The organism is Labrenzia sp. THAF187b (genome assembly GCF_009363375.1).
Classification (GTDB): Bacteria; Pseudomonadota; Alphaproteobacteria; order Rhizobiales; family Stappiaceae; genus Roseibium; species Roseibium algicola.
Genome location: NZ_CP045344.1, coordinates 1,611,814 through 1,635,491, shown reverse-complemented (window position 1 = coordinate 1,635,491; position 23,678 = coordinate 1,611,814). Strand labels below are relative to the sequence as shown.

The following is a 23,678-nucleotide window of genomic DNA, read 5'->3' as shown; positions in this document are numbered from 1 at the left end:
CGCGTAGGTTATAAATGGAGAGCGCAATGAATCGGCGAGATGCCATGGCGTTGGTCGTGTCAGCTGTAGTCTTTGCAAGAAGCTCTCTTGCCAGAGAGAGCGGAGACCTGATGTTTGTCGACAGTGGAGACGTTCGCATTGCAACCCAGACCTTCGGAGTTCCTGAAGGTACGCCACTCCTCCTCATAATGGGGGCGACGGCGTCCATGCTCGGGTGGCCGGATGAATTGTGCAACATCTTGGCCGAACAGGGTTTTTTTGTCATTCGCTTCGACCATCGTGATACCGGATGCTCAACAACAGTGCCGCCTGGTGAGGCGACATACGCGATTGAGGACATGGCGACGGATGTCCTGGCCGTAATGGAGTCATACGGACTGCCAGCGGCACACCTGGCAGGCATGTCCCTCGGCGGATATATCACCCAGATGCTCGCCCTGTCTCATCCGGAGCGCATTCACTCCGTCACGCTGATCGGAAGTGAACCTTTGGGCTGGGACGGTGCTCCACTTCCGACAATCTCCGATGATTTTCTTCGACACTTTGCGGGTTTCGGAGAACTGGACTGGCAAGACAGGCGAAGCGTTTCCGGTTTCCTCGTCGAAATAGACAGGCTGTGCTGCGGGACTGCAAACACCTTCGATGCAGAAGCGGCACTCGCAAGGGTGGAGAAGGTCCTTGATCGAACCGAGAGCCCCGCCAGCATGTTCAACCATTCTTCCCGGACAACGCGGGAAAACTGGGCTGGCCGTTTCCGCGAGATCTCCTGCCCGGTTTTCGTCCTGCATGGATCGGAGGACCCTATCCTGCCGGTCGAAAATGGCAGAGCCCTGGCTGAAGGCATACCAGGGGCCGAGCTTGCGATCCTCGAAGGGGTCGGCCATGAATTACCCAGGTCGCACCACCGCGAAATTGCAGATCGAATGATACGTTTCGCCTTGGCCCGCTAGGCGGAGAACTACATTCCTACCAAGGTTTTGGGACTAATTCTGTTCACTATTGGAGTTGCCGTTTCCTCGATGTGCCAATGGAGCATGCCATCTGGCAGCAATCGTTGGCTGATCTGAAGCCGGACGTGCGGTTTACGGAACCTGTCCTTAAGCAAATTCGCTTCTAGTCAGCAATGCGCATGCGCCGCGCCGCCGGAAATGGCGAAGGTTCGAGCGTGCGCAGAGGTCGCCGCCGCGCGAGGGGCCGGTGTCCGCATATCAATATGCATTTGAGGTATTTTGGAATGAATTTCAGAGCATTTGTCTCGGTGCTGGCCTTGCTGCCGGCAACAGGTGCGGCTGCCGCGCCGTTCAGCAGCGGCGATTGGGAAGCCGCCAGGATCGGCAGCACCTGCCTTGTCTATAACAACGCCCCGGCGCGCGACACCTCCGGCTCGTTGCAGTTCAGCTTCGACGTCAAAGGCTACAACGCGGATTTCACATACGAATATGCGCCCTACACCGAAAACGAAGAAGACCCCTGGGCCGAGACCGACCTGGTTGAAATCACCATCGACGGGGAAGATTCCTGGCTGGGAGGAGAGATGTTTCCCGTCGGCATGCAGGACCCTTACCAGATCTCGATGACGTCCGGCTTCGTGAAGGACATGGCTGCCGCAGTGGCAGATGCGCAGACGACGATCGACATTTCCGTCGAGCGCGAAAGCCTGGGTGAAACATGGCTCTACGGCCGCTTCTCGCCGGCCGGCTTCAGCGAGAGCCTCGCCAAGGCCGCCGAGATGTGCGACTTCGACCCGGCCAATTTGCCGGAATCCTGATCAAGCGTCGGCCACGCACCCGTCACGGGCGCTTGTTTCCTCAAGTGCCCGGACCATGCTCGAACCCGCCCAACAGAACGCCGTCACAACGGGCCGCGGCAATCCTGTCTTTCTTGAGCGGGGCATAAAGATCGGACCCATACCAGGCTCGGGCAGCCTGGCTGTCGGGAAATTCGATCAGCACCGGGATATTGGGCGTCCAGTCACCTTCCAGAACGCTATCCATGTCGCCGAGAACACGGTAGCGCCCGCCAAAGTGCTCCACGGTTTCAAAGACCTTGGCGCGATAGGCACCAAGCCGTTCCGGATCGTGGATTTCCCTGACATCGAAAAACACGAATGCAGCCATGGCGAAGTGTCCTTCCGTTGATTTCTTACCTGCGGCTGGAAATGCTAAACTCGGACATGTCCCGGCTCCATGCTCCACCGTCCGCAAGTTCTGCCCCCGCATCCGCGCGGGAAACGGCAGCCCTTGCCGGATCTGGACCGGCACAGGATCCACTCGCTGACGTTCTGAACCTCGTGCGCCTGACCGGTGCGCTGATGTTCCTGGTGGATGCCAGCGACCCCTGGTGCGTCGATATTCCCCACACGGATGCCTACCGCGCGATCCTTGCAGATCCCGGGCAGCACGTGCTGTCCTATCATATCGTCCTGGAAGGCTCAGGCCTGGCCTCCATACCGGGCGAGGCGCCCATCCGGTTCAACCGGGGTGACGTTCTCGTCTTCCCGCAGGGCGATGGGTACCGGATGGAAAGCGCAGCTGGAACGCCTCCCGAGTTCAGTGCGGACGAGGTTGTCGACTTTTTCGAAAACCTTGCCGCCGGACGCTTGCCGAGCATCGTTCCGGAAGGCGGTGGCGGAGACCCGCGGGCGTTGTTCCTGTGCGGGTTCCTCGCCTGCGACGCCAGACCCTTCAACCCTCTGCTTGCAAGGCTCGAACGCCGGCTTCTTGTCTCGCCATCCGAAAGGACTTATGACAGTCTGCAAAGGCTGATCGACATAGCCCGGACAGAAATACAGTCAGACCAGCCCGGCAGCCGGAGTGTACGCCTGCATCTGTGCGAACTGATCTTCATCGAAACGCTTCGCCGCCATGTGCTGTCGAAGGCTCCGGCGAGCGAAGGCTGGCTCGGCGCCCTCACCGACCCGGTCGCCGGTGCCGCGATCACCGCCATACACGCCGACCCGGCATCGGACTGGACGCTGGAACGCCTTGCCCGGCAGATCAACACGTCCCGCACGGTTCTGACCGAACGCTTTGCCGGAAAAATGGGTCAGGGACCGATGCAATACGTGACGTCGTGGCGCCTGCAGCTCGCGGCGCGCCAATTGCGGGACAGCAGATCATCAATTGCGGAAATCGCCTGGAACGTGGGCTACCGGTCGGAAGCGGCGTTTTCCCGCGCGTTCAAGAAGATGGCGGGCATGTCACCCGGAGCCTGGCGGCGGATTGGTTGATCCTTCGGGCATGGCTCACCGAGCGAAAAAGGCGAACCAGCCTCGCGTCAATGCGAGCGTCTAAACCTCGCCGCTGACCACCAGCTGCATGCGGTCGGCCGCCACGCGGGCACGGGTGTATTGCAGGGGCTTGCCGGTCATGTCCAGGTTGACGCTTTCCATCACCATCACCGGCTGGCCCAGCGCCAGACCAAGCTGCTGGGCATCGCGGTTTTCCACCAGCTCGGCCGTGATGCGCGTTTCCTTGCGGCGGTAATCGGAAATGCCGGCGCGTTGCAAAGCCGCGGTGATTGATCCGGTGTCGGCATAATCGGCGACGAAATTGGGCACGCGGGACTGCTCGAACCAGCTTGTGGCCGCGATCATCGGCACACCGTCGGCAACGCGCAGGGTTTCCACGCGAATGAGCAGCGTTCCGAGCGGCACGCCAAGCTGATGCGCCAGAAGGGCGTCGGCTTCCTCGACAGCCGAGCCGATCAACCGTCCGGACGGTGCCCGAAGTTGGCCTGAAACGATTTCCGAAAAGCGCGTGCGTGGGCCGATGGGATAGCTGAGCGGGGCTGAGGCAACAAAGGTGCCACGGCCCTGGTCGGCCCGCAGAATGCCATCCGACGTCAGCGCGGCGATCGCCCGGCGCACTGTGTGGCGGTTGACGCCGAACCGGCTTGCAAGCTCGGATTCCGGAGGCAGGCGGCTGCCTTTTTCAAAGGCCCCGCTCACGATTTCCGCCTTCAGCGTTTCCATGATCTGGCGCCACACCGCAATTCCGGCGCTGCGGTCGAGAGTGCTGTTCGTCGTCATGAGCCCGTCATCAAATTTCGGTACCAAAGAGTCAACCGGATTATTTGTCTAGACAAATAGACAAATCGAGTCTAGGACAAGGGCGTTTTCAAACGCTTTCCGAAGAACCGCCCAACCCAAAAGGCGCGCTTCATGACAGACATTACCTCTTCCGCCTCCCTAGACACCCAACCCGGCGTAGCCGTGAGCGCCCGCCAGAAGGTGATCGCGACACTGGCCGCAGCCTCCGCCGAGGCCGTCGCGGAAAAATTCAGCGCACTTCCGCCGCAAAGCTACGAGCTGGTGCGCCAGCCAGAAACAGGCCTGGTGATGGTGCGCGGCCGCATGGGCGGCACCGGCAGTCCATTCAACCTGGGCGAAGTCACCGTCACCCGCTGCGTGGTTCGCCTGGAAACCGGTGAAACCGGCAATGCCTACAGCCTTGGCCGCAACAAGCAGAAAGCGCTGCAGTCCGCCGTGATCGACGCCCTGTGGCAACACCCTGCAATGCAGGAGCGCATCGAGACGGACATCATCGCGCCGCTGGCCGAAGCCCAGGCAGGAACGCAGGAAACCGTTCGCGAGGAAACCGAGGCCACCAAGGTCAACTTCTTCACCATGGTGCGGGGAGACAACTGATGAACGCAGCACAACAGACCGCCGCCGCACCGCTGGCCGCAGGATTTCAGGACCCGGTTCACGATGCGCAGGGCTGCTTTCGCGCGATCATGAATGCCATGGCCCGGCCGGGTACGCGGCAGGCGATTTCCGCCGGCAATCTGAAGCCGCCCGCACCGCTGACGCAGGTGGCCGCCGCCATCGCCCTGACCCTGTTCGACTACGACACGCCGATCTGGCTCGACAAGCCTTTGATGACCTCGGACGCCGTAAAGACCTTTCTGCGCTTCCACACCGGCTGCCCGATTGTCACCGAACCGGTGGAAGCGGCCTTTGCGCTGGTCAGCGCACCGGTGAGCATGATCCCGCTGGCAAGTTTCAACCAGGGGTCCGCCGAATATCCGGACCGGTCGACAACGGTGATCCTGACCGGACAGGACTTCGGGTCCCATCCGGCCGTCTCTCTTAGCGGTCCGGGCATCAAGGACACCGTGGCATTCGGCACCGGTCCGTTGCCGCCGGTGTTCTGGGACCAGGTGATTGCCAACAACCGCCAGTTTCCACGGGGTATCGATCTGGTTTTTGCCGGTGAGGATGCGCTGTCTGCCCTGCCCCGTTCCACCTGCATCCTCAAAGCGGAGGTCTGATCCATGTATGTAGCCGTAAAGGGTGGTGAAAAGGCCATCCGCAACGCCCACAAGCTCATGGCCAAGCGCCGCCGGGGCGACACCTCCGTTCCCTCGCTGACGCTGGAGCAGATCGCCCAACAGCTGTCCCATGCCGTTGCCCGTGTCATGGGCGAAGGTTCGCTCTACGACGAGATGCTGGCCGCGCTTGCCATCAAGCAGGCGCGCGGAGACCTCATCGAAGCTGCGTTTCTGATGCGTGCCTACCGCACGACCCTGCCACGGTTCGGCTACAGCCAGCCGATTGACACCGCGAAGATGCTGGTGGAACGGCGCGTTTCAGCCACCTACAAGGACCTGCCGGGTGGCCAGGTTCTGGGCCCGACCTTCGACTACAGCCACCGCCTTCTGGATTTCGCGTTGGCCGCCGAAGAGGACGGTCTCGAAAAGCCGGTCGAAACAGCAACCGCTGAAGAAGGCAGCATGCCGCGCGTCACCGACCTGCTTGGCGACGAAGGCCTGATGGAGCCGGACCCGGTAACCGACGAGGACGCGCCTGTCGGCGACCTGACCCGCGAGCCCCTGTCCTTCCCGGCCGACAGGGACCTGCGCCTGCAGAACCTTGCCCGTGGCGACGAAGGCTTCCTGCTGGCATTGGCCTATTCCACCCAGCGCGGCTACGGCCGCACACACCCCTTCGCCGGCGAAATCCGCTACGGCGAGGTCGAGGTGGAATTCTTCGCCGAGGAACTCGGCTTTGCCGTGACGCTCGGCGCCATCAAGGTAACCGAGTGCCAGATGGTCAACCAGTTCAAGGGTTCGGCCAAGACCGCCCCGACCTTCACCCGGGGTTACGGCCTCGTCTTCGGGCAGGTGGAGAGAAAGGCCATGTCCATGGCCATGGTCGACCGTTCCATGCGCTGGCAGGAACTGGGCGAGGAACAGTCTGCTCCGGCTCAGGATGTCGAATTCGTCCTGTCCCATTCAGACAACATCCAGGCGACCGGTTTCGTCGAACACCTGAAGCTGCCGCATTACGTCGATTTCCAGGCCGAACTCGATCTGGTGCGCCGGATGCGCGGCGAATGGTTCGAAAAACGCCACCAGGAAGAAGAAGAGGGCAGCACCGCCCAGGAGGCGGCGGAATGAGCAGCGGACTTAGTCATATGACGTTCATCGTCAGTGATCTGGACAGGATGACGAACCTGCTGACGACGGTACTCGGGGCCCGGGAAGTCTACTCCAGTGAAGAAGCCACCTTTTCCCTCTCCCAGGAAAAGTTCTTTCTGGTCGGTGACGTCTGGATCGCGATCATGCAGGGCGATGCCCTGAATGAGCGCACCTACAATCACGTGGCCTTCAAGATCGAAGAGGAAGACTTCGACACGAAGCTGGCAGCCGTCGAGCGCCTTGGCCTGGAAGTCAAACCACCACGCGCCCGCGTCGAAGGTGAAGGCAGGTCCATCTACTTCTACGACAACGACAATCACCTGTTCGAGCTGCACACCGGAACGCTGGACATGCGCCTCGACCACTATCGCCGGATACTCAGGGAACGGAGTGCTGCGCAATGAACGACACGGCTCAGATTTTCGAACAGGGCGAATACAACTTCGCCTATCTGGATGAGCAGACCAAGCGCATGATCCGCCGGGCAATCCTGAAGGGCATCGCGATACCGGGTTACCAGGTGCCTTTCGCCTCGCGTGAAATGCCGATGCCTTATGGCTGGGGCACCGGCGGGGTGCAGGTCACGGCGGCAATTCTGGGCAAGGACGATTGCCTGAAGATGATCGACCAGGGCTCCGACGACACCACCAACGCGGTTTCCCTGCGCGGTTTCTTTGAAAAGACCGCCGGCGTGCGCACCACCTACGAGACATCGGAGGCAAGCGTCATCCAGACCCGCCACCGGATTCCGGAAAAGGCCCTGCGCGAAGACCAGATCATCGTCTTCCAGGTGCCGATTCCCGAGCCCCTGCGCTTCCTGGAGCCACGCGAAACCGAGACCCGGAAGATGCATGCGCTCGAGGATTACGGCCTCATGCATGTGAAGCTTTACGAGGACATCGCCAAGAACGGCCATATCGCCACCACCTACGCCTATCCGGTAAAGGTCAACGACCGCTACGTGATGGATCCTTCGCCAACGCCGAAGTTCGACAACCCGAAGATCGACCAGATGGCAGCCCTGCAGCTTTACGGTGCCGGGCGTGAGAAACGCATCTACGCCATTCCGCCCTACACCAAGGTGAAGAGCCTCGACTTCGAGGACTATCCTTTCGAGGTGCAGAAGTTCGACAAGCCCTGCGGCCTGTGCGGCGCGGAGAATGTCTATCTCGACGAGGTGATCCTGGATGACAAGGGCGGGCGCATGTTCGTCTGCTCCGACAGCGACTATTGCGAGGAACGGCGCGCGGACGGCCATCTCGGCCCGATGGCTGCCGATCCGGCGGCGCACCAGTTCGGCGCCACCCAGGCAGAGGAGACCGCCCGATGAACGCCTTTCCGTCCGCGGACCCGCTGCTGCAGGTTCACAACGTCACCCGCTACTATGGCGACCGCATCGGCTGCGCCGATGTATCCTTCGATCTCTGGCCCGGTGAGGTGCTCGCCATCGTCGGCGAAAGCGGCTCCGGCAAGACCACGTTGCTCAACTGCCTGTCGACACGTCTCGCCCCGACGGCGGGAGCCATCGAATACCGCATGCGCGACGGCACCATGCGCAACCTCTATCAGCTGACCGAGGCCGAGCGCCGCCTGCTGATGCGCACCGACTGGGGGTTCGTGCACCAGAATGCTGCGGACGGCCTGCGCATGAACGTTTCCGCTGGTGCCAACGTCGGCGAAAGGCTGATGGCGGTTGGCGAGCGCCACTATGGCAACATCCGCTCCACCGCCGACGACTGGCTGGGACGGGTGGAAATCGACAGCGACCGCATCGATGATGATCCGCGCTCGTTCTCCGGCGGCATGCGCCAGCGCCTGCAGATCGCCCGCAACCTCGTCACAAGGCCGCGACTGGTCTTCATGGACGAGCCGACTGGCGGTCTGGACGTTTCCGTGCAGGCGCGTCTTCTCGACCTCTTGCGCCGTCTGGTGGCCGATCTCGGACTTTCCGTGGTCATCGTCACCCACGACCTTGCGGTTGCCCGGCTGCTGTCGCACCGGATCATGGTGATGCGCCACGGCAACGTCATCGAAAGCGGACTGACGGACCAGGTGCTCGACGATCCGCGCGAGCCCTATACCCAGCTGCTTGTTTCTTCCATTCTCCAGGTATGAGGACCGAAATGCCCGTACGCCTCTATCTCAACAACGTCGGCAAGTCCTTCACCATGCACCTGCAGGGCGGAACCGTCATTCCTGTGGTCGAGAAGGTCGAATTCTCGGTGAATTCCGGCGAATGTGTCGTCCTTGGCGGCCCCTCCGGTGCCGGCAAGAGTTCGATCCTCAAGATGATCTACGGCAACTACCGCTGTGACGAGGGTCAGATCCTGGTGACGGTTGGCGATGAAATCGTCAACATTGCCGGGGCTGAGCCGCGCAAGGTTCTGCGACTGCGTGAAGACACGATCGGCTATGTCAGCCAGTTCCTGCGCACCATCCCGCGTGTTTCGGCCGAAGACGTCGTCGCCGAGCCGCTTATCGCCCAGGGCACCAGCGAGGAAGAAGGCGTCGACAAGGCCCGCTCCCTGCTGTCGCGGCTGAATGTGCCCGAGCGCCTCTGGACCCTGCCGCCCGCCACGTTCTCCGGCGGCGAGCAGCAGCGCGTGAACATCGCCAGGGGGTTCATTGCCCATTATCCGATCCTGCTGCTGGACGAGCCAACCGCCTCTCTCGATGCCGCCAACCGGGCCGTGGTCGTGCGTCTGGTGGAAGAAAAGAAAACCCAGGGCGTTGCCATGGTGGGCATTCTTCACGACCAGGACGTCCGGGAACAGATCGCCGACCGCATCATCGACGTGACCGGTTTCAGCGCGGAGGCAGCCGCCTGAGCCACGAGATGAGGAAAGGCTTGCAGACGGGCGGAAACTGTCACAGAAAAGTCACCGCCCGCCTTTAGGTCACTCCCTCAGAAAGTTGAAGGATGTGGCCCTGCCACATCCCGGCCAAACCACATTTCAAAATCGCGATTTTCTTCATGCGCTACGCCCTCTATTTCGCCGCCGATGCCGACGACCGCCTGATGCAGCTCGGAAATTCCTGGCTCGGGCGCGATCCCTTTTCCGGCGCGGCTCTTCCGCAACCGGAGCTGGCCGGCATGACATCGGCACGCTTCCGGGAGTTGACGACCGACCCCCGGCGCTATGGATTTCACGGGACCTTGAAAGCCCCGTTTTCCCTTGCAGCCGATCAGACCGAGGCAACTCTGCTGGACGCCTGCGCAGCTTTTGCGGCGGAAATCGCCCCTTACGAGATAGAAGCGCTCGGCGTGAACAGGCTCGGCCGTTTTCTGGCACTGACCCCTGAGGCAGAAGAGCCGGCCCTGCGCGCCTTCGCCGGCCTGTGCGTGCGTCGCTTCGAACCGTTCCGCGCACCACTGTCCGAGGCGGATCTTGAGCGCCGCCGCAAGAGCGGACTGTCGGAAAGGCATGACACCTATCTCGTCAGGTGGGGCTATCCCTATATCTTCGATGAATTCCGCTTCCACCTGACCCTTTCCAACAAGCTGGAAGACGACACCGACATGGAGCGGATGGCAAATGCCGCCCAGGACCACTTTGCGGATGTCATCGGCAAGAAGCGGCTGTGCCGCCACGTTGCGCTCTACACCGAAGCCGAACGCGGCGCGCCTTTCCAGGTCCATACCGTCTTTCAGCTGACCGGCAGCGTCGCTCCCGCCGACGCCCTCAGCCAGGCCGAGCGTCTTTCCCAAGAGGAATCTGCATGAGCAAGCATCCCAAAGTCTTCAAGAATGCCAGTCTGGTTCTCGCAGGCGAAGTGTTCGACGGTTCCCTGACGGTCGATGATGCCGGTCTGATTTCCGGCATCGGGTCACCGACCGAGGTCGATGGGCACGATTGCGAAGGCGACTTCCTGCTGCCTGGCCTGGTCGAGCTGCATACCGACCACCTGGAAACCCACTATGCGCCGCGTCCCAAGGTGCGCTGGAGCCCGGTTTCCGCCGTGCAGGCCCACGACGCCCAGATCGCGTGTTCCGGCATCACCACCGTGTTCGATGCGCTGCGCGTCGGCATGGATGAAGACGCGGACCTTGGTTATTCGGATATGCGCGCGCTTGCGGATGCCATTGAAACCGGCCAGCGGGAAAACCGCCTGCGCGCCGACCATTTCATCCACCTTCGCTGTGAAGTATCCGCGCCCGACGTGCTCAGCGCCTTCAAGGTGTTCGAGGACGACGACAGCATCCGCCTGATTTCGCTGATGGACCACACCCCCGGTCAACGCCAGTTCGTGTCGATGGATGCCTACAAGATCTACTATCAGGGCAAGAAGGGCTTCACCGACGCCCAGATGGACGATTTCATCCGCAAGCGCCAGGCGCGTGCCAGCAGCCTCGCCCCTGAAAACCGCAAGCACCTGTCGGCCATCGCCCAGGCCCGTGGCATCGCCATCGCCAGCCACGACGACGCCACCACCGCCCATGTGGACGAGGCGATTTCACTGCAGACGAAAATCGCCGAGTTTCCAACCACGCTGGAAGCCGCCAAGGCTTCGCACGAGGCCGGTATGGCTGTTCTGATGGGCGCGCCGAACATCGTGCGCGGCGGATCCCATTCCGGCAATATCTCGGCGAAGGCGCTTGCCGAGGCGGGCGTTCTGGATGTGCTCTCCTCGGATTATGTGCCGATTTCGCTGCTGCAGGCCGCGTTCCAGCTGGCTGCGGAGGTCGAGGCGATTGCCCTGCCACAGGCGGTTGCCATGGTCACGACGACGCCTGCGAAGGCCATTGGCCTGCAAGACCGCGGCACCCTGGAACCCGGCCTCAGGGCTGATCTCATCCAGGTGAAAATGGTTGGTGACATCCCGATCGTGCGCGGCGTCTGGCGCGAGGGCAAACGGGTTGCCTGAGGCTGCGTCCGACATGACGGAAAAACTCGGCCCCGGCCGCATGGTGCTCGTGGTCGGTCCGAGCGGAGCCGGCAAGGACACATTGATGGCCGCACTCAAGGCCCGTCTGGCGGGCCGGACGGACGTCAGTTTCGCCCGGCGAGCGATCACCCGGCAGGCCGATGTCGAGGCTGAGGACCACGACACGCTTTCGCGCGCCGAATTCGATCAGCTGAGAGCGGCCGGAAAGGTTGCCCTGTGCTGGGAGGCCCATGGGCTCGGCTACGTCATCCCGCAAAGCTACGACCAGGCAATCGAAGCAGGCGCAACCGTGATTGCCAATGGCTCGCGCAAGGTGTTGAAGCACGCAGAGGACAAGTACCGAAACGCCAGCGTTCTGCTGATCACCGCGCCGGTCGAAGTCCTCGCCGAACGCCTCGCCGCACGTGGCCGCGAAAGCAGACAGGAAATAGAGGAACGGCTGCGCCGTGCCGACCTTGAACCGGAAAACGTCGCCAATCTGATCCGCATTGAAAACACCGGCACGGTGGAGGATGCGGTCGACAGGATGGTCGCCGCACTCGGCCTTTGATCTCAACCGTGCCCGTCTCTAATCCGCAAATGCGCTCTGAACGGCCTGACTGAAAATCAGCGCCCTGGCATCCAGTGCGTCCTGATGATCACCGTCGAACGCGTGAACCATGGTGCGGAACTGTTTTGCTTCTTCGCCCAGTTCGGGCTCCCCGACCGCCCGGCGGAGATGGATCAGGGCGTGTTCGTGCCTGACCACAAGGTCTGCCAGATGGAGGGCGGAACCGATCATGTAGGCCCGATACTGCAGGCGTTTGACATGATCGAGCCTGTGAACATCCGGTTCCTGCAAAAGCTGCCAGAATCCGATGACATTCCTGCAAGCGGTGCGCATCAGGCGACCGCATTTCTCTTCGTCTGACCGGGACATGCTTGCCTCGCAAGATTCGCCTCGACCATTCAAGCGTAGCGCTACACCCGGAAACTGCAATGAACCAGAAGAGTCATGATGCGTCATTACACGCCCAGATTCATTGATTTCGAAATTATTCATCCTGGACAAAGACTTGTGCGGTGGACTGCGGCCGGGAAAACTTCATTTCGAGGCCAGAAAATACAACCATAGGGTAGAACTTTGGTTCACATCCGGGTCAACGGGCGCCCGCAGCGATCGCCTGATTGATTTTCAAACCCGCATTCACGGCGTGATAGATCGGGAAAGGTGTGCGCTGTGACAGGTCGATGTCCCGCCTCAGCCACTCCTGGTCTTCCAGAACACCAAGGGACTTCGACAGGGCCCGGTCCGTAACCGGCCCGAGGTCCGACTTGATCGCCGAAAACCGGCTTGGCGCCCCGGTTACGGCCAGGATAGGCACCGTCCAGCTGCGTCGCAGTACCGAAAAGGCATCCTCGTTCGGAACGATCTCCTCGATCCGGCTCGCCATGGCAGCAACAGCCTTGCCTTTGTCCGTCAGCCGAAACTCGGGCCGCAGGGGATGGCCGTGGCCGGGGTTTCGCTCCAGCAGTCCAAGCTGGAACAGATGTTCAAGGCTTGCTGTAAAAGAACTGCGGCTCGCACCTGTCGCCGCGATCAGCGGGGCTTGCCGACCGGAAACACCTGCATGCAACTGAGCCAGAATTTTCAGCGACCAGGCTTTGGATGTGAGGTTGACAAGAAGCTGCATATTCATATTTTATAGCTACTATACTTTTGATACATAGGAAAGTCTCATGCCTGTCGTTTCTCTGGATAACACGATCACACTCGCCCTCTCCGTTCGCGACAGGCATGCAAGTGCCGACTGGTACGCGGAAAAACTCGGATTCGAGTTGCTCTATCATATGGACGAAGCGGGCTGGAGCGAGCTGGCAACCCGGACCGAAGGCGTGACCCTTGGCTTGGGCGAACAATCCGAACCCACTCCCGGAAACACGGTTCCCGTCTTTGGCGTGGCCGATATCGCAGGTGCCCGCAGTGCGCTGGAAGAGGTAGGTGTCAAATTCGACGGAGCGACGGAGACCATCGAAGGCATGGTCAGCACCGCAACCTTCTACGATCCGGATGGCAACGCGCTCATGCTTGCTCAGGACCTGTCCAAATAGGCGGCTCATAAGAAACAGGAGCCCGCGAAGAACACCGGCACATCCGGTCGGGCAACCGACCGGATGCTGTCTGCAACGGGCTTTCGCAAACATTCAAGGCATGAATTTACGCCCAGACAGGTGAAAGGCGACAGAAATACATCATTCTTCCCAGAGGAAGCCGGAGGATGACGCAAAGGAATAATCGACACAAAATCTTTGCATTACCAGAATAGTCGACTACTCTCTTATTCTTGATCTCATTCTGAAAATCGAGTTCTGCGGCATGCCTGCGACATTGTTTGAAAAGTACGGCGGCTTCGGGTCGGTGAGCCGCATCGTAATGACCTTTTACGACAAGGTTCTCGATTCCGAGGAGATCGGTGACTTTTTCGATGACGTCGACATGACGCGCCTGATCGATCATCAGACCAAGTTTATCTCCTACCTGTTGGGCGGGCCGGTCAGCTACTCGGAAGAGCGGCTGAGACGAACCCATGCCACCCTTGACCTGAAAAACGAGGACTTTGACGAAGTTGCACGTCTCCTGCGCGAGACGCTGGTGGAACACAAGTTCGACCCTGCAGACATCAAGTCCGTGATGTCGGCAGTCGAAGCGCGACGTTCCGCCATCCTTTCGACCGGTGCGACATGAGCATCACCGCCATCAACCAGCAGCTCTTGCGTGCGATCGGGGTCGGCATTGCCGTCGTCAACAGCAAGGACCTTCAGTTCCTGTTCCAGAACGCTCCGTTTTCCGATTGGTTCGGCAAGCCGGAAGCCGTCACCACGCTTGCCGATCTGCTGCCGGATATCGAGATCGAACAGCTTCGCGAAGCAATCAAGGAGCAGGGACGCTTTTCCGGAGAAGTCTCCGTCAAGCTGAAGCGCCGAACCCTGGTCATCGCCTTGACCGTTTCGCCAGCTGAAGAGCAGGACTTCCTCGTCGTTGAGTGCCAGAACATCACGCGGATCCGCGAACTGGAGTCGATGATCGACAGTTACTCCTCCATGGTAGAGCGGAATACGCGGGAACTGGAGCGCGAGAAGGAACGTGTCGAGCGCCTGCTGCTCAACCTGATGCCGCGTTCGGTCTACGAGGAGTTCAAGACCTTCGGCGTCGTCACGCCGCAGCTTTACGAGAGCGTTTCCGTGGTCATGCTCGACTTCGTGGACTTCACGAAATTCTCCGCAGAGCACGACCCGACGGTGACGCTTGGAGAGCTGAACGACATCTTTACCGCATTCGACCGTATCGCCGAGCAATTCGGCTGTGAGCGCATCAAGACCATCGGCGATGCCTATCTTGCCGTTTCAGGCATGCCCGAGCCCTCACCGGATCACATGCGCGCAGTTGCCAACTGCGCCGTCCGCTTCATTCGTTACCTGGAGCGTCGGAACCAGAGCCATCAACACAAGTGGCGGGCGCGTGTCGGACTGGGTACGGGATCGGCAGTCGGTTCCGTCGTCGGAATCCAGAAGTACGTCTACGACGTCTTCGGCTCGGCAGTGAACCTTGCCGCACGACTGCAGGAATTCGCCAATCCCATGTGCGTCGTTGCGCCGGATGCCATGAAGGAATTCCTGGTGGATGAGTTTCACCTGGAAGACCTTGGCAAACGCGAGATCCGCAGCTTCGGAGAAATGCGGCTGATGCGGGTCAGCCCCGGTGTCGAACTGGCCCATCGGGCGCGGCAGTTCTGACCGGACAACAAGTCCGCTGCCAGATCACTCGCACAGCCAAAACCTGCCCGCTCAGTCCCACGGCAAAGCAATGGTGCGGCCCCGAAACGCAGCACCATTGCGCCAATGTGCCGTCAGTTCTTGTTTTTCTTCTTGTTTCCGAACACGTTGCCCAAAAGGCCGGAAGGCAGGCCGAAGCCTTCTTCTACCGCTTTCAGAACTTCCTCGTCATCGACCTCGCCGTCCAGAACCTTCTGAACGTCGATCTGGGTCTTGCCGCCGGTCGCCTGGTTGATGACCTTGTTCGCCTGGTCAACCAGCTCCTGAGACGGTTCCTTCTTTCCCTGAAGAATGGAGATCAGCTCACCGCCGGTCTGCTGCAGTTGCTTGTAGGCTGCCTCCGGGTTTTCCAGAATACCCTTGATGTCGGGATAGATCCGCGGATCGTTCCACGGGCCTTCGATCACGATGGGCACGCCTAGACCGGCCAACTTCTTGTCTTCGCCCTTTCGCCGAGGCTGCGGGGCCTGGCCTTCCAGCGTCGGCACGATCTTCGGCTCCACACGCCAGGAAAGGCGCTGCGCCGGCATGTCCGTCGTGCCCTTGCCGGTCATGCGAACCAGCGGCCCGATCAGGGACAGATCGTCGGTCTTGGCAATGCCGTTCTGGATCTGGAACGTTGAGCCAAGCGAGCTGAAATCGGTCTTGGCCGACGGATTGGCCTGCCATCCGAGCAACGTCTCCACCGACAGGCCACGCACCATCTGTGGCACGTTGATGCCCTTGATCGCGCCGTCGGCGAACGTGTAGTTGGCCGTCCCGTTCAGGGCCTGCACCAATGCCTGTTCGCTGCCACCTTTGGAGGTAACATCCAGGTTGATGTTGGCCTTGCCTTCAATCCAGCTGAAATCGGCTGCATCGCGCAGCAACGGATAGGCATTGAGGTTGGCGAGAGCAAATTTCGCGGCAACTTCCGGTGTTGCGGACGCCCCGTTGAGCGTAACCGTACCGGTGCCGGAGCCGCCGTAAAGTGCCAGCTTTTCCAGGTTGGCAGTCAGCACACCGTTCTTGATAGTGGTCGACAGGGCGCTCTGGTCGATCTTGATCTTGTCCCAGCGGATTTCGCTGGTGGTCAGCTTGAAGTCCGCGTCGATCGCATTGAGACCGGAGAAATCTATCGGCTCTGTACTCCAGCCACCTGCCCCACCGCGCTTGCCGCCGCCAGCCGAGGAATTTCCGGACGCCTGGCCAGAACCGCCACCACCGCCGCTGCCTGCACCCGAAGACGATGCACCGCCGAGATAGGGGTCGAGTACAAGTTCCCGCAGATCCAGCCGCGCCGTAACGCTTGGCTTGCCGCCAAGAACGATCCGTCCGTTGGCTTCACCCGACGTATCGTCCAGCGTGAACCGTGTTTCCTCGAATGAAATCGTCTCGCCTGCAACGCCGAAGATACCCGAAGCCTTGAAGCGCTTCAGACCGCCACCGCTGCCAAGCGGTTTGCCGAGCCACGCCATGAGCCCGCGCAGGTCGGCAGTATCGACGCTGACCGCACCATCAAGCGCACCGTCGCGCGAAGCCCGACCATTGAAGCCGGCGCTCACGCGATTGCCTTTCACGCTTACGGAAACCGGCGCTGCTCCCCCCGCCAGCAGGCGAGCGGTGTCGCCTTCGCCGGTCAGGCTGAACGCTTCGCCGCGCCAGGACAAGGCACCGCTGAGCGATATCGGGTTTTCCAGTCCCTGCAGATCGATATCCATGGCAAGGTTCGTCAGGCGGTCCGCTTCCGGATCGCCGCCGACCGCCGAAGCAAGCCCAAGTCCGCCAATCTCGCCCTCGGCGATACGTACGGCCCCCGTGATATCAAGACCGGCAAGCAGTTCCTCCCCTGTCTGCCCCACGGTTGCAAAGGCGAGGTCGAGGCTGAGTTTGCCGCTTGCAGGCAAATCCCGGCCCGCCAGTTGCAGGAGATCGGCAATCGAACCGTCTTTCAGCACCAGCCGGCCGGAGACTTCAGGAACGTTCCCCGACAGATCCGCGTCCGCCGCACCGCCAAGAGACAGTTGGCCAAGCGTGATGTCGAGATCGGCCAGCGACAGCATGGCCTCGGTGCCTGCAACCTTGGCCGACACGGCAAAAGCACCCGGGTCGGCGGCAAGGTCCTGCCCGGCCAGCGCTGCAAGCGCTTTCAGGGAAGGACCGGCTGCAGAAAGGGCCAATTCGGCGCGCGTCGGATCCAGGCCGGATTGACCGGTGACCGAGACGCTGTTTTCACCGCTGGAAATCTTCAGGTCTACCGGAACCTGCTCCCCGCCCATGAGAGCGAGCGGGTTGGTCAGGGATCCTGCGACGGCGACCGGCATTTCGCGGAACGTGAAGCTGGATGTCAGATCCACCTCACCCGACAGGCTGGGCGCCTGCAGGCTGAGATCAAGGTTGGAGATACGAACCGGCTCGGCAGCATCCGGCGCCTTGTAGGTCACCGTGCCTCCGGTGATCTGCAGGCTGTCGACACCAATGCTCTTGAGGTAGCCCTCGGAAGCTGCGGTTGTTTCTGCCGGCTCTGCTTCAGACGCAGGCGCAGGCGCGGCTTCCGCCACCGCATCGGTTTCAGCGTCGCCGGTTTCGGCCTCGATCAAGTCGCCAATGTCGCTGATGTCGCGGCGCGGCTCCCAGCTCGTGGTGCCGTTCGGGCCGATTTCCAGATAGATGTCCGGCTTGTCCAGGGCAATTCCGGTAACCTGGATATTGCCGGAAACCAGACCACCCCAGGCGAGGCCAAATTCGACACGCTCGGCCTTGGCGAACTCGATGCCGTCGGCACCCGCCTCGCCGGCAAGGCCGATATCTTCCGCGACCAGCGAAAATCCGGGAAACAGCGACAAGGACACAGGTCCGTCCAGGCGCACGCGCCAGCCAAAGCGCTTGTCCACCTGCTCAACTACCTGACGCTTGATTTCGTCCTTGGGCAGGAACAGCGGCACCACCAGAATGATGGTTACCAGCATGAACAGCAGACTGCCCAGTCCGATCAAAAACCGACGCATTTAGTGTCTCCCCGTCGCGAATCGGTCCCCAATGTAGACCAATCGGGCCGGAACGTCCCCAAGCAGAAGCAAACGCTTGCGCAGGAAAGGAGACAGAACGATCAAATACCGGCAAATCGGTCTACAACACCGCATACAGCCCCTGGGACCGGTATACGATCCCGATCACTGTGCCAGCCGATTTTGACAAAAGCAGGAAGTCTGCCGAATTTGCCTCCGATTGGCACCTTTTCAGGCAGAAAACAGCCTGACACGTGCAAGATCCAGCCGTCCGATGTTCTGTCTCAGGACAGGGCAAACATGTGATTGTCCCAGGAAATGCCCGGTGGGCGGGCCAGAATTTCCGCCGGCCGGGCAGGATCCTCGACAAGAGACAATGCCCCGTTGCCGTCGGAAATCAGAAAGCTGCCCTGATCGATCGGCGCAACGCCGCATCCGTCGGCAATGGCCTCGGCACCCAGGAATGCGCCGGTATCGGCCTTCCAGAACAACGTCTGCCCACCCCTTGGAGCGGACGTTGCAATCACCTCACCGCTTGCGTTTGCCGTCACCGAGCCGATGTAGTTCTGAAGGCCTGACGCGATACCCGTCGGAATTTCCATCAGGATGGGTGCCTCGTCCCGCGAAAACACACCAACCAGCGGCGGCAGGTCTGTTTCCGGCCCCTCGAACTGACCACCGACCCACGCCCGCCCTTGTCCGTCCAGCGCCATATGCCGGAGCGACAGCTGGTGCAGGGAAGCGTCCAGAGCGTGGCTGGCGTGAAGATCACCGGTTTCCCGATCCAGGAACACCACGGTTGGCGCCATGGTGTCGAGATTGAGCTTTTCACGCCCCTTGTCCGGATGGGTCATGATACCCCCATTGGCCACGACAAGCGTGCGCCCGTCCGGCGCGAGCAGGAGGTCGTGCGGACCGATGCCATGGGTCTCGATCTCGCCGATCCGCTGAACCTGACGGCCACTCATGTCGTAAACGCCAATCACGCCACGGGCTGCGGCATAGTCGTTTTCGACCGCATAGAGCAGTCTGCCATCAGCGGAAAAACAGCCATGTCCATAGTAATGGCGGCCCGGTTCCGCCGTGAGAACCTCCGGCTCCACATCCTGATATGGGCGAACCACGACCGCGAATGTGCCGGGCCGGCGGGCGAAGGCTACAAACCTGGACCTGTCAGGAGAAACCGCAACGCCGTGACCCCGTCCCGGCAGACCGATCCTGGCCAGAACCTGTCCAAGGTCATCGACAACACCCACCCCATAATCGCCGTTTTCAAGCTTGTAGGCGCTCACGAACAGCGGCACACCGTCGGATGCTTCCCGGTTCAGAAGGCTTGCTGCCAGCGTCGAGCCGGAAAATGCCGGCAAGGCGGCAAGGCCGCCGAGTGCTGCCAGAAAACCGCGCCGGGAAAGAGGCTTAGTCACCATCGAGCGCATTGAAACCTCCAGCAAGTTCCAGGGCACCTGCAAGTTCAAGGGCAATCGTGTCGCGAAGCGATTTCAGCGTGATCGCCAGGACAACCATCTTGTCATAGGCATCGCCTTCTTCGAAGGACTGGCGCAAGGGCGGATCTAGGGTCCCCAGAAGAGTGACAGCATTGCCAAACTCGAAGTCGAGCGTGTCGTAAATCCAGGTGAAATCGTCGGGCGTCAGGTCGTTCAGGTCCAGGGAAGCAATGGCCTTCTGAATGCCGAGCAGCTCGCCGTTGAGATAGACCACGCTGTTGCCGGAGCGCGAGAACGGAAAGCGCGTCGCCCTGGCCTTGTCCTTGCCGGTTCCCAATGCCGGAAGCACATCCTGATCGCGCGCAATGATCAGCCCCGTGACCAGCGCGTTGAACACGCTTTCCAGCGCTTCCTTCGACGTATGGAACCGCTCGTTGCCGCCTTCGGCTGTCAAGAGCACCTCGCTGTATCCGTCAGGATCCTGCCAGTCGGCAGCGATTTCGCGGGCCATGGCCGCAAGGTTTTCCGAAATTGCCAGTGCATAGCCGCAGCTGAAGTCCTTGCTGTCGTCCGCCTGCCCCAGCCGAACCGCACTATCCTTGTCGAAAGCGAGCAATTCCAGTGCTGTCAGTCCCTGAACTGCGACGCTCTTGTCCTTGAGCGTCGCCGCAGACAAGGCGTCCTTTTCTTCAGAAGCGAGAAGCTTGCGGATCTGGCGTTGCGTGATGCCACGCGGGTCGGGCAGGAAGGCCAGCCGACTGAGGCGATCGTTGTCGATCAACGGACCAAACCGCAAGAAATGCACATGGGAGAAGTCCCGCACAGTGTCTGAAAAGGCCGTCCTGAACCCCTCTACCGATGCTTCGTCCGCATTTGCGCAGACCGCTCGAACAGCGTCCGGCAGATTTGCCGAGGTTGCGGCAAACGCGCCCGTCGCCGGTTGGATATAGGTCTCGATCAGATTGTCGAGTTTCGGCTCGTAGTCCGTGGCGAACGCGGGCTGGGCGATAACGGCTCCAGAAACGAGAGCGGCAAATAGCAAACAGCGCATCAAAGGGACTCCAGAAAACGTATAAGCGATTGCCGGTCGGCGGGCGAAAGCGCAACCACCGCGTCGCGCGCCTGTCGGGCTTCGCCGTCGTGCCACAGGACCGCTTCCAGCAGGTTGCGTGCGCGGCCGTCGTGCAGGAACCGGGTGTGATTGTTGACAGTCTCGGTCAGGCCGATGCCCCATAGCGGCGGCGTACGCCACTCCTGTCCACTGGCATCACCCACCGGGCGATTGTCCGCGAGGCCTTCCCCCATGTCATGTAACAGGAAATCCGAATAAGGCCAGATCAACTGGAACCTGTGCGCCGGATTTTCCGCCTTTCGGCTGGTCACGTATTTCGGTTGGTGGCAGGCCGGACAGCCTGACTGGTAGAAAACCTGCTTGCCTTTCAGCACCTCGGGATCATCCACGTCGCGGCGCATCGGCACTGCCAGGTTTTCGGAATAGAAGGTGACGAGATCCATGACCGGGTCCGGAGCTTCCGAGACACCAAGGTTTGCCTGTTCGCCATGAGGCAAGGCGCGACAAGCTGTCTGCACCTTCGTGCAGTCGCCGTAATTGTCCGGCATCTCGGGCGTCGAAATACCGATATCACCGGCAAACGCTGCCGCGGACTGGGCACGGATCGAGGGTTTGGAAGCCTTCCAGCCGAAACGGCCAAGCGTAAACGCACCCGTCGCGGGGTCACGAACCCGGCTGACCTTGCCGGAAATTCCATCACTGTCGATGTCGTCGGGGTCCGCAAGCGCTTCAATGTCGCCGGGGTGAATGGCTTGCACCAGACCGAGGCCAATCATGGGCGGGGCCGCGCGGGCCGAAATCATTGTGTCGGGGTGCATGTCGCCATATCCAAGATCCCGGATCTTGTAGACGGGCTTCTGCAACACAGCCTTTTCCCCACCGGCCAGCGGAACCTCGATCTCCTCGACCTCGATATCGAAGCGTCCTTCACCGGGCAGGCCCGGCACCGCAAAGGTCTGGAACTGACCGCCGTAGGTCGGCTCCGGCACCAGCAGGATATCCTTGTCGGCAAGTGCCTGGCGCTGTGCCTCGGACTGAGGCGGGATGGACAGGCGAAGGAACATGGAAACCGAGTCTTCACCCGCCCGCGGCGGTCGGCCCCGGCCATCCTTCAAGTGACACCCCTGGCAGGAGCGTGCGTTATAAAGCGGTCCCAGGCCATCCGATGCCTGTGTCGACGAGGGAGAAGACGCCCAGAGTTTCTTGAAAAGCCCGTTGCCCACCTTGAAGGTGGCCTGTTCTTCGAAGGTCAGATTGGCATTGGAGTGGGAATAGGCATCCCGGTTGATCCGCTTTCGGGACGTCCCGGCCCCGCCCTGCATGATTTCGAATGCTTCAGCGGCTTCGAAATCGGCCGGCGGCTGCAGAACCTTCGCGGCCTTGACCCTGTCCTTGGCCGAAAGATCATCCCGGTGAGACAGCGTATCATCTGAAAGAGCGGTTCCCGCCGCCAGGCAGAAACACAAAAAGACGCCCGTCATGGCGCCCGGTCTGGGGACCAGTCTCATATTCGCATCCTGACTGTTATCCGCGAGCCCCAATTCGCGGACAAGCCGTCAGGCGGCCGATACCGCCTGACGATCTGTTCGATTATTCGAAAACGGCGCCCGGGTTGTCCAGGCTGTCGGAACCTTCAAACGCGATATCGTCGAGTTCAAGCACCTTGACGACCCGCTCGATGGAAGCCGTCTGGTCAACCAGTGCATCGACAGCGGCCTGCACGACGGCGTTGCCCTCGTCATTGCCTTCGCCGATCATCTGGTCATAGGCTTCACCGCCTTCGGCCCGGGCCTTCATGGCTTCGAAAGCCGCCAGCGTGGCGTCGAGCTTCGTCTTCATTTCTTCTGCCAGCGCCGGATCCTTTTCCGCCACCAGATCGGCCAGGGAAGCGCCGGAAACATCGTTGCCGACCGGGCTCTTGTAGGAACCGAAATAGACGTTCCGGATGCCGACCACGTCGTTGTAGTGCGACATGTGGGTGTTGTCGGAGAAGCAGTCATGCTCTTCTTCCGGATCATGCAGCATAAGGCCAAGCTTGATGCGCTCGCCGGCCAGTTCGCCATAGGAAAGAGATCCCATGCCGGTCAGGATGGTAGCAAGACCACCGGCCTCGCCCTTGCCGGCCAGTTCTTCGCGCGCAGCCCCGTCAGGAGCCCAGGCGGCGGCCATTTCTTCAAGGTCCGAAATCAGAAGATCGGTTGCGGCCTGCAGATACTGAATGCGGCGCTCGCAATTGCCACCGGTGCAGTTTGCCGGATCAAAGTCGGTGGCAGGGCGGTTGCCGGCACCGGCTTCGGTGCCGTTGAGGTCCTGACCCCACAGCAGAAATTCGATAGCGTGGTAGCCGGTGGCGACATTCGTTTCTACTTCGCCGGCTTCCTGAAGAGATTCAGCAAGCAGGGCCGGCGTGATTTCGGTGGCATCGACGGTTTCGCCACCGACCTTGAGCGACGGATTCGCGATCACGTTGGCGACGTAGAGGTCGTTTTCTTCCGATTCATCACCGTAGGACGCGTCGACATAGTCGATCAGGCCTTCGTCGAGCGGCCAGGCATTCACCTTGCCTTCCCAATCGTCGACGATGGCGTTGCCGAAACGGTACGCCTCTGTCTGCTGGTAGGGGTCGCGTGCTTCCTTCCAGGCGGTGCGCGCGGCTTCCAGGTTTGCTTCGGTCGGTTCAGCTACGAGCTTGTCGATCGCGGTCTTGAGCGTCTTGGCCGTTGCGAGCGAGTCCGCATATTTTGCCTGGGCGATGTCGCCGTAGGTCGATAGGACGTCGGAGGGGGCTGCAGCCAGGGCCGGTGTGACGAAAAGGGCAGAAGCGGCCAGAAGGCCAAGCTTGAAAGTATTCATTGATCCATCCCGTAATATGTGTCGCCCGCAGTGCGCGTGGACCGTCTCTGGGCGAAACCTGAATGATTTTGTGGCGCGGAAACACGCGCCGCAGGGAGAGGGAAACCATTTCATGAGGCAGGAAGTCAAGTTATAATTCCAAAAAAATCAATAGTTTAGAACAGTTCCAAAAAGTTGACTTATAAATGCCGGATTTGA

General features: G+C 60.8%; 25 protein-coding genes. 16 read left to right on the top strand and 9 right to left on the bottom strand.

Translation table 11 applies throughout. The features are described 5' to 3' along the window. Positions 1-26 precede the first annotated feature (26 nt). Both FIV03_RS07500 and FIV03_RS07495 read left to right on the top strand, forming a co-directional pair. The gene (locus tag FIV03_RS07500) at positions 27-950 is read left to right on the top strand and encodes an alpha/beta hydrolase (RefSeq protein ID WP_286202272.1); all 924 of its coding nucleotides are present in this window, start codon (positions 27-29) and stop codon (positions 948-950) included. A 284-nt stretch (positions 951-1,234) separates the two neighbouring features. After that, complete coding sequence (locus FIV03_RS07495; RefSeq protein ID WP_023002657.1) at positions 1,235-1,768, top strand: hypothetical protein; 534 nt, start codon at positions 1,235-1,237, stop codon at positions 1,766-1,768. A gap of 40 nt (positions 1,769-1,808) precedes the next feature. On the opposite strand, the gene FIV03_RS07490 is transcribed toward FIV03_RS07495, so the two are convergent. Continuing rightward, positions 1,809-2,117, bottom strand: a complete 309-nt coding sequence (locus FIV03_RS07490; protein WP_152509115.1) for a DUF1330 domain-containing protein — start codon at positions 2,115-2,117, stop codon at positions 1,809-1,811. Between the two features lie 56 nt (positions 2,118-2,173). Here FIV03_RS07490 and FIV03_RS07485 point away from each other — a divergent pair, with 56 nt between their 5' ends. Further along, entirely contained in the window at positions 2,174-3,229 is a 1,056-nt protein-coding gene (locus FIV03_RS07485; RefSeq protein ID WP_173013799.1) for an AraC family transcriptional regulator, read from the top strand. Positions 3,230-3,289: 60 nt separating this feature from the next. Here the strand turns inward: FIV03_RS07485 and phnF are convergent, their stop codons facing one another. Continuing rightward, positions 3,290-4,030 (bottom strand): phosphonate metabolism transcriptional regulator PhnF, encoded by a 741-nt coding sequence (gene phnF, locus FIV03_RS07480; RefSeq protein WP_023002654.1) that lies wholly within the window; start codon positions 4,028-4,030, stop codon positions 3,290-3,292. Between the two features lie 132 nt (positions 4,031-4,162). On the opposite strand from phnF, the gene phnG reads away from it, so the two are divergent. The 10 genes from phnG (at position 4,163) to phnN (ending at position 11,860) form a co-directional block, all read left to right on the top strand. Continuing rightward, positions 4,163-4,648 (top strand): phosphonate C-P lyase system protein PhnG, encoded by a 486-nt coding sequence (gene phnG / locus FIV03_RS07475; RefSeq protein ID WP_152509113.1) that lies wholly within the window; start codon positions 4,163-4,165, stop codon positions 4,646-4,648. Continuing rightward, the gene (gene phnH / locus FIV03_RS07470; protein ID WP_152509112.1) at positions 4,648-5,274 is read left to right on the top strand and encodes a phosphonate C-P lyase system protein PhnH; all 627 of its coding nucleotides are present in this window, start codon (positions 4,648-4,650) and stop codon (positions 5,272-5,274) included. The genes phnG and phnH overlap by 1 nt, the downstream gene beginning before the upstream one ends. A 3-nt stretch (positions 5,275-5,277) precedes the next feature. Beyond that, entirely contained in the window at positions 5,278-6,402 is a 1,125-nt protein-coding gene (locus FIV03_RS07465; protein WP_152509111.1) for a carbon-phosphorus lyase complex subunit PhnI, read from the top strand. Continuing rightward, positions 6,399-6,827: a FosX/FosE/FosI family fosfomycin resistance hydrolase gene (gene fosX, locus FIV03_RS07460; RefSeq protein ID WP_152509110.1), complete on the top strand. Its 429-nt coding sequence runs from the start codon at positions 6,399-6,401 to the stop codon at positions 6,825-6,827. The genes FIV03_RS07465 and fosX overlap by 4 nt, the downstream gene beginning before the upstream one ends. Continuing rightward, positions 6,824-7,753: an alpha-D-ribose 1-methylphosphonate 5-phosphate C-P-lyase PhnJ gene (locus FIV03_RS07455; protein WP_055660043.1), complete on the top strand. Its 930-nt coding sequence runs from the start codon at positions 6,824-6,826 to the stop codon at positions 7,751-7,753. Before fosX ends, FIV03_RS07455 begins: the two co-directional genes overlap by 4 nt. Continuing rightward, positions 7,750-8,538: a phosphonate C-P lyase system protein PhnK gene (gene phnK, locus FIV03_RS07450; RefSeq protein WP_055660045.1), complete on the top strand. Its 789-nt coding sequence runs from the start codon at positions 7,750-7,752 to the stop codon at positions 8,536-8,538. The genes FIV03_RS07455 and phnK overlap by 4 nt, the downstream gene beginning before the upstream one ends. Positions 8,539-8,546: 8 nt before the next feature. Next, entirely contained in the window at positions 8,547-9,251 is a 705-nt protein-coding gene (gene phnL, locus FIV03_RS07445; protein ID WP_055660504.1) for a phosphonate C-P lyase system protein PhnL, read from the top strand. Positions 9,252-9,397: 146 nt separating this feature from the next. Next, positions 9,398-10,147, top strand: a complete 750-nt coding sequence (locus tag FIV03_RS07440) for a DUF1045 domain-containing protein (RefSeq protein WP_152509109.1) — start codon at positions 9,398-9,400, stop codon at positions 10,145-10,147. Beyond that, positions 10,144-11,289, top strand: a complete 1,146-nt coding sequence (locus tag FIV03_RS07435; protein WP_152509108.1) for an alpha-D-ribose 1-methylphosphonate 5-triphosphate diphosphatase — start codon at positions 10,144-10,146, stop codon at positions 11,287-11,289. The genes FIV03_RS07440 and FIV03_RS07435 overlap by 4 nt, the downstream gene beginning before the upstream one ends. Positions 11,290-11,302: 13 nt before the next feature. Beyond that, positions 11,303-11,860 carry a phosphonate metabolism protein/1,5-bisphosphokinase (PRPP-forming) PhnN gene (gene phnN, locus FIV03_RS07430; protein ID WP_152509107.1) on the top strand — a complete coding sequence of 186 codons (558 nt, stop codon included), beginning with the start codon at positions 11,303-11,305 and terminating at the stop codon, positions 11,858-11,860. 18 nt (positions 11,861-11,878) lie between these two features. Here the strand turns inward: phnN and FIV03_RS07425 are convergent, their stop codons facing one another. Together FIV03_RS07425 and FIV03_RS07420 are read right to left on the bottom strand one after the other, a co-directional pair. Then, positions 11,879-12,229 carry a hypothetical protein gene (locus tag FIV03_RS07425; RefSeq protein WP_023002643.1) on the bottom strand — a complete coding sequence of 117 codons (351 nt, stop codon included), beginning with the start codon at positions 12,227-12,229 and terminating at the stop codon, positions 11,879-11,881. 220 nt (positions 12,230-12,449) lie between these two features. Next, positions 12,450-12,983: a winged helix-turn-helix transcriptional regulator gene (locus tag FIV03_RS07420; RefSeq protein ID WP_209009891.1), complete on the bottom strand. Its 534-nt coding sequence runs from the start codon at positions 12,981-12,983 to the stop codon at positions 12,450-12,452. Between the two features lie 46 nt (positions 12,984-13,029). Here FIV03_RS07420 and FIV03_RS07415 point away from each other — a divergent pair, with 46 nt between their 5' ends. The 3 genes from FIV03_RS07415 (at position 13,030) to FIV03_RS07405 (ending at position 15,084) form a co-directional block, all read left to right on the top strand. Continuing rightward, entirely contained in the window at positions 13,030-13,401 is a 372-nt protein-coding gene (locus tag FIV03_RS07415; RefSeq protein WP_152509105.1) for a VOC family protein, read from the top strand. A gap of 265 nt (positions 13,402-13,666) precedes the next feature. Continuing rightward, complete coding sequence (locus FIV03_RS07410; protein ID WP_152509104.1) at positions 13,667-14,035, top strand: group 1 truncated hemoglobin; 369 nt, start codon at positions 13,667-13,669, stop codon at positions 14,033-14,035. After that, complete coding sequence (locus tag FIV03_RS07405) at positions 14,032-15,084, top strand: adenylate/guanylate cyclase domain-containing protein (protein ID WP_152509103.1); 1,053 nt, start codon at positions 14,032-14,034, stop codon at positions 15,082-15,084. The genes FIV03_RS07410 and FIV03_RS07405 overlap by 4 nt, the downstream gene beginning before the upstream one ends. A gap of 113 nt (positions 15,085-15,197) precedes the next feature. Here FIV03_RS07405 and FIV03_RS07400 read toward each other — a convergent pair whose 3' ends face one another. The 5 genes from FIV03_RS07400 to FIV03_RS07380 form a co-directional block, all read right to left on the bottom strand. Then, positions 15,198-18,110, bottom strand: a complete 2,913-nt coding sequence (locus tag FIV03_RS07400; RefSeq protein ID WP_152509102.1) for an AsmA family protein — start codon at positions 18,108-18,110, stop codon at positions 15,198-15,200. 284 nt (positions 18,111-18,394) lie between these two features. Further along, complete coding sequence (locus FIV03_RS07395; RefSeq protein ID WP_209009890.1) at positions 18,395-19,546, bottom strand: DUF1513 domain-containing protein; 1,152 nt, start codon at positions 19,544-19,546, stop codon at positions 18,395-18,397. Continuing rightward, entirely contained in the window at positions 19,527-20,606 is a 1,080-nt protein-coding gene (locus FIV03_RS07390; RefSeq protein ID WP_152509101.1) for an imelysin family protein, read from the bottom strand. Before FIV03_RS07390 ends, FIV03_RS07395 begins: the two co-directional genes overlap by 20 nt. Continuing rightward, positions 20,606-22,135 (bottom strand): di-heme oxidoredictase family protein, encoded by a 1,530-nt coding sequence (locus tag FIV03_RS07385; RefSeq protein WP_152509100.1) that lies wholly within the window; start codon positions 22,133-22,135, stop codon positions 20,606-20,608. Before FIV03_RS07385 ends, FIV03_RS07390 begins: the two co-directional genes overlap by 1 nt. A gap of 82 nt (positions 22,136-22,217) precedes the next feature. Beyond that, positions 22,218-23,480 (bottom strand): imelysin family protein, encoded by a 1,263-nt coding sequence (locus FIV03_RS07380; protein WP_152509099.1) that lies wholly within the window; start codon positions 23,478-23,480, stop codon positions 22,218-22,220. Positions 23,481-23,678 lie beyond the last annotated feature (198 nt).

What these genes read in the sequence shown, in the direction of transcription:
- phnL (WP_055660504.1), top strand. Translation starts at nt 8,547, where the DNA reads ATGCCCGTACGCCTCTATCTCAACAACGTCGGCAAGTCCTTCACCATG.
- FIV03_RS07440 (WP_152509109.1), top strand. Translation starts at nt 9,398, where the DNA reads ATGCGCTACGCCCTCTATTTCGCCGCCGATGCCGACGACCGCCTGATG.
- FIV03_RS07485 (WP_173013799.1), top strand. Translation starts at nt 2,174, where the DNA reads ATGTCCCGGCTCCATGCTCCACCGTCCGCAAGTTCTGCCCCCGCATCC.
- phnG (WP_152509113.1), top strand. Translation starts at nt 4,163, where the DNA reads ATGACAGACATTACCTCTTCCGCCTCCCTAGACACCCAACCCGGCGTA.
- FIV03_RS07415 (WP_152509105.1), top strand. Translation starts at nt 13,030, where the DNA reads ATGCCTGTCGTTTCTCTGGATAACACGATCACACTCGCCCTCTCCGTT.
- fosX (WP_152509110.1), top strand. Translation starts at nt 6,399, where the DNA reads ATGAGCAGCGGACTTAGTCATATGACGTTCATCGTCAGTGATCTGGAC.
- phnF (WP_023002654.1), bottom strand. Translation starts at nt 4,030, where the DNA reads ATGACGACGAACAGCACTCTCGACCGCAGCGCCGGAATTGCGGTGTGG.
- FIV03_RS07395 (WP_209009890.1), bottom strand. Translation starts at nt 19,546, where the DNA reads ATGCGCTCGATGGTGACTAAGCCTCTTTCCCGGCGCGGTTTTCTGGCA.
- FIV03_RS07385 (WP_152509100.1), bottom strand. Translation starts at nt 22,135, where the DNA reads ATGAGACTGGTCCCCAGACCGGGCGCCATGACGGGCGTCTTTTTGTGT.
- FIV03_RS07435 (WP_152509108.1), top strand. Translation starts at nt 10,144, where the DNA reads ATGAGCAAGCATCCCAAAGTCTTCAAGAATGCCAGTCTGGTTCTCGCA.
- FIV03_RS07405 (WP_152509103.1), top strand. Translation starts at nt 14,032, where the DNA reads ATGAGCATCACCGCCATCAACCAGCAGCTCTTGCGTGCGATCGGGGTC.
- phnN (WP_152509107.1), top strand. Translation starts at nt 11,303, where the DNA reads ATGACGGAAAAACTCGGCCCCGGCCGCATGGTGCTCGTGGTCGGTCCG.
- FIV03_RS07420 (WP_209009891.1), bottom strand. Translation starts at nt 12,983, where the DNA reads ATGCAGCTTCTTGTCAACCTCACATCCAAAGCCTGGTCGCTGAAAATT.
- FIV03_RS07465 (WP_152509111.1), top strand. Translation starts at nt 5,278, where the DNA reads ATGTATGTAGCCGTAAAGGGTGGTGAAAAGGCCATCCGCAACGCCCAC.
- FIV03_RS07425 (WP_023002643.1), bottom strand. Translation starts at nt 12,229, where the DNA reads ATGTCCCGGTCAGACGAAGAGAAATGCGGTCGCCTGATGCGCACCGCT.
- phnH (WP_152509112.1), top strand. Translation starts at nt 4,648, where the DNA reads ATGAACGCAGCACAACAGACCGCCGCCGCACCGCTGGCCGCAGGATTT.
- FIV03_RS07455 (WP_055660043.1), top strand. Translation starts at nt 6,824, where the DNA reads ATGAACGACACGGCTCAGATTTTCGAACAGGGCGAATACAACTTCGCC.
- FIV03_RS07410 (WP_152509104.1), top strand. Translation starts at nt 13,667, where the DNA reads ATGCCTGCGACATTGTTTGAAAAGTACGGCGGCTTCGGGTCGGTGAGC.
- FIV03_RS07490 (WP_152509115.1), bottom strand. Translation starts at nt 2,117, where the DNA reads ATGGCTGCATTCGTGTTTTTCGATGTCAGGGAAATCCACGATCCGGAA.
- FIV03_RS07390 (WP_152509101.1), bottom strand. Translation starts at nt 20,606, where the DNA reads ATGCGCTGTTTGCTATTTGCCGCTCTCGTTTCTGGAGCCGTTATCGCC.
- phnK (WP_055660045.1), top strand. Translation starts at nt 7,750, where the DNA reads ATGAACGCCTTTCCGTCCGCGGACCCGCTGCTGCAGGTTCACAACGTC.
- FIV03_RS07400 (WP_152509102.1), bottom strand. Translation starts at nt 18,110, where the DNA reads ATGCGTCGGTTTTTGATCGGACTGGGCAGTCTGCTGTTCATGCTGGTA.
- FIV03_RS07380 (WP_152509099.1), bottom strand. Translation starts at nt 23,480, where the DNA reads ATGAATACTTTCAAGCTTGGCCTTCTGGCCGCTTCTGCCCTTTTCGTC.
- FIV03_RS07495 (WP_023002657.1), top strand. Translation starts at nt 1,235, where the DNA reads ATGAATTTCAGAGCATTTGTCTCGGTGCTGGCCTTGCTGCCGGCAACA.
- FIV03_RS07500 (WP_286202272.1), top strand. Translation starts at nt 27, where the DNA reads ATGAATCGGCGAGATGCCATGGCGTTGGTCGTGTCAGCTGTAGTCTTT.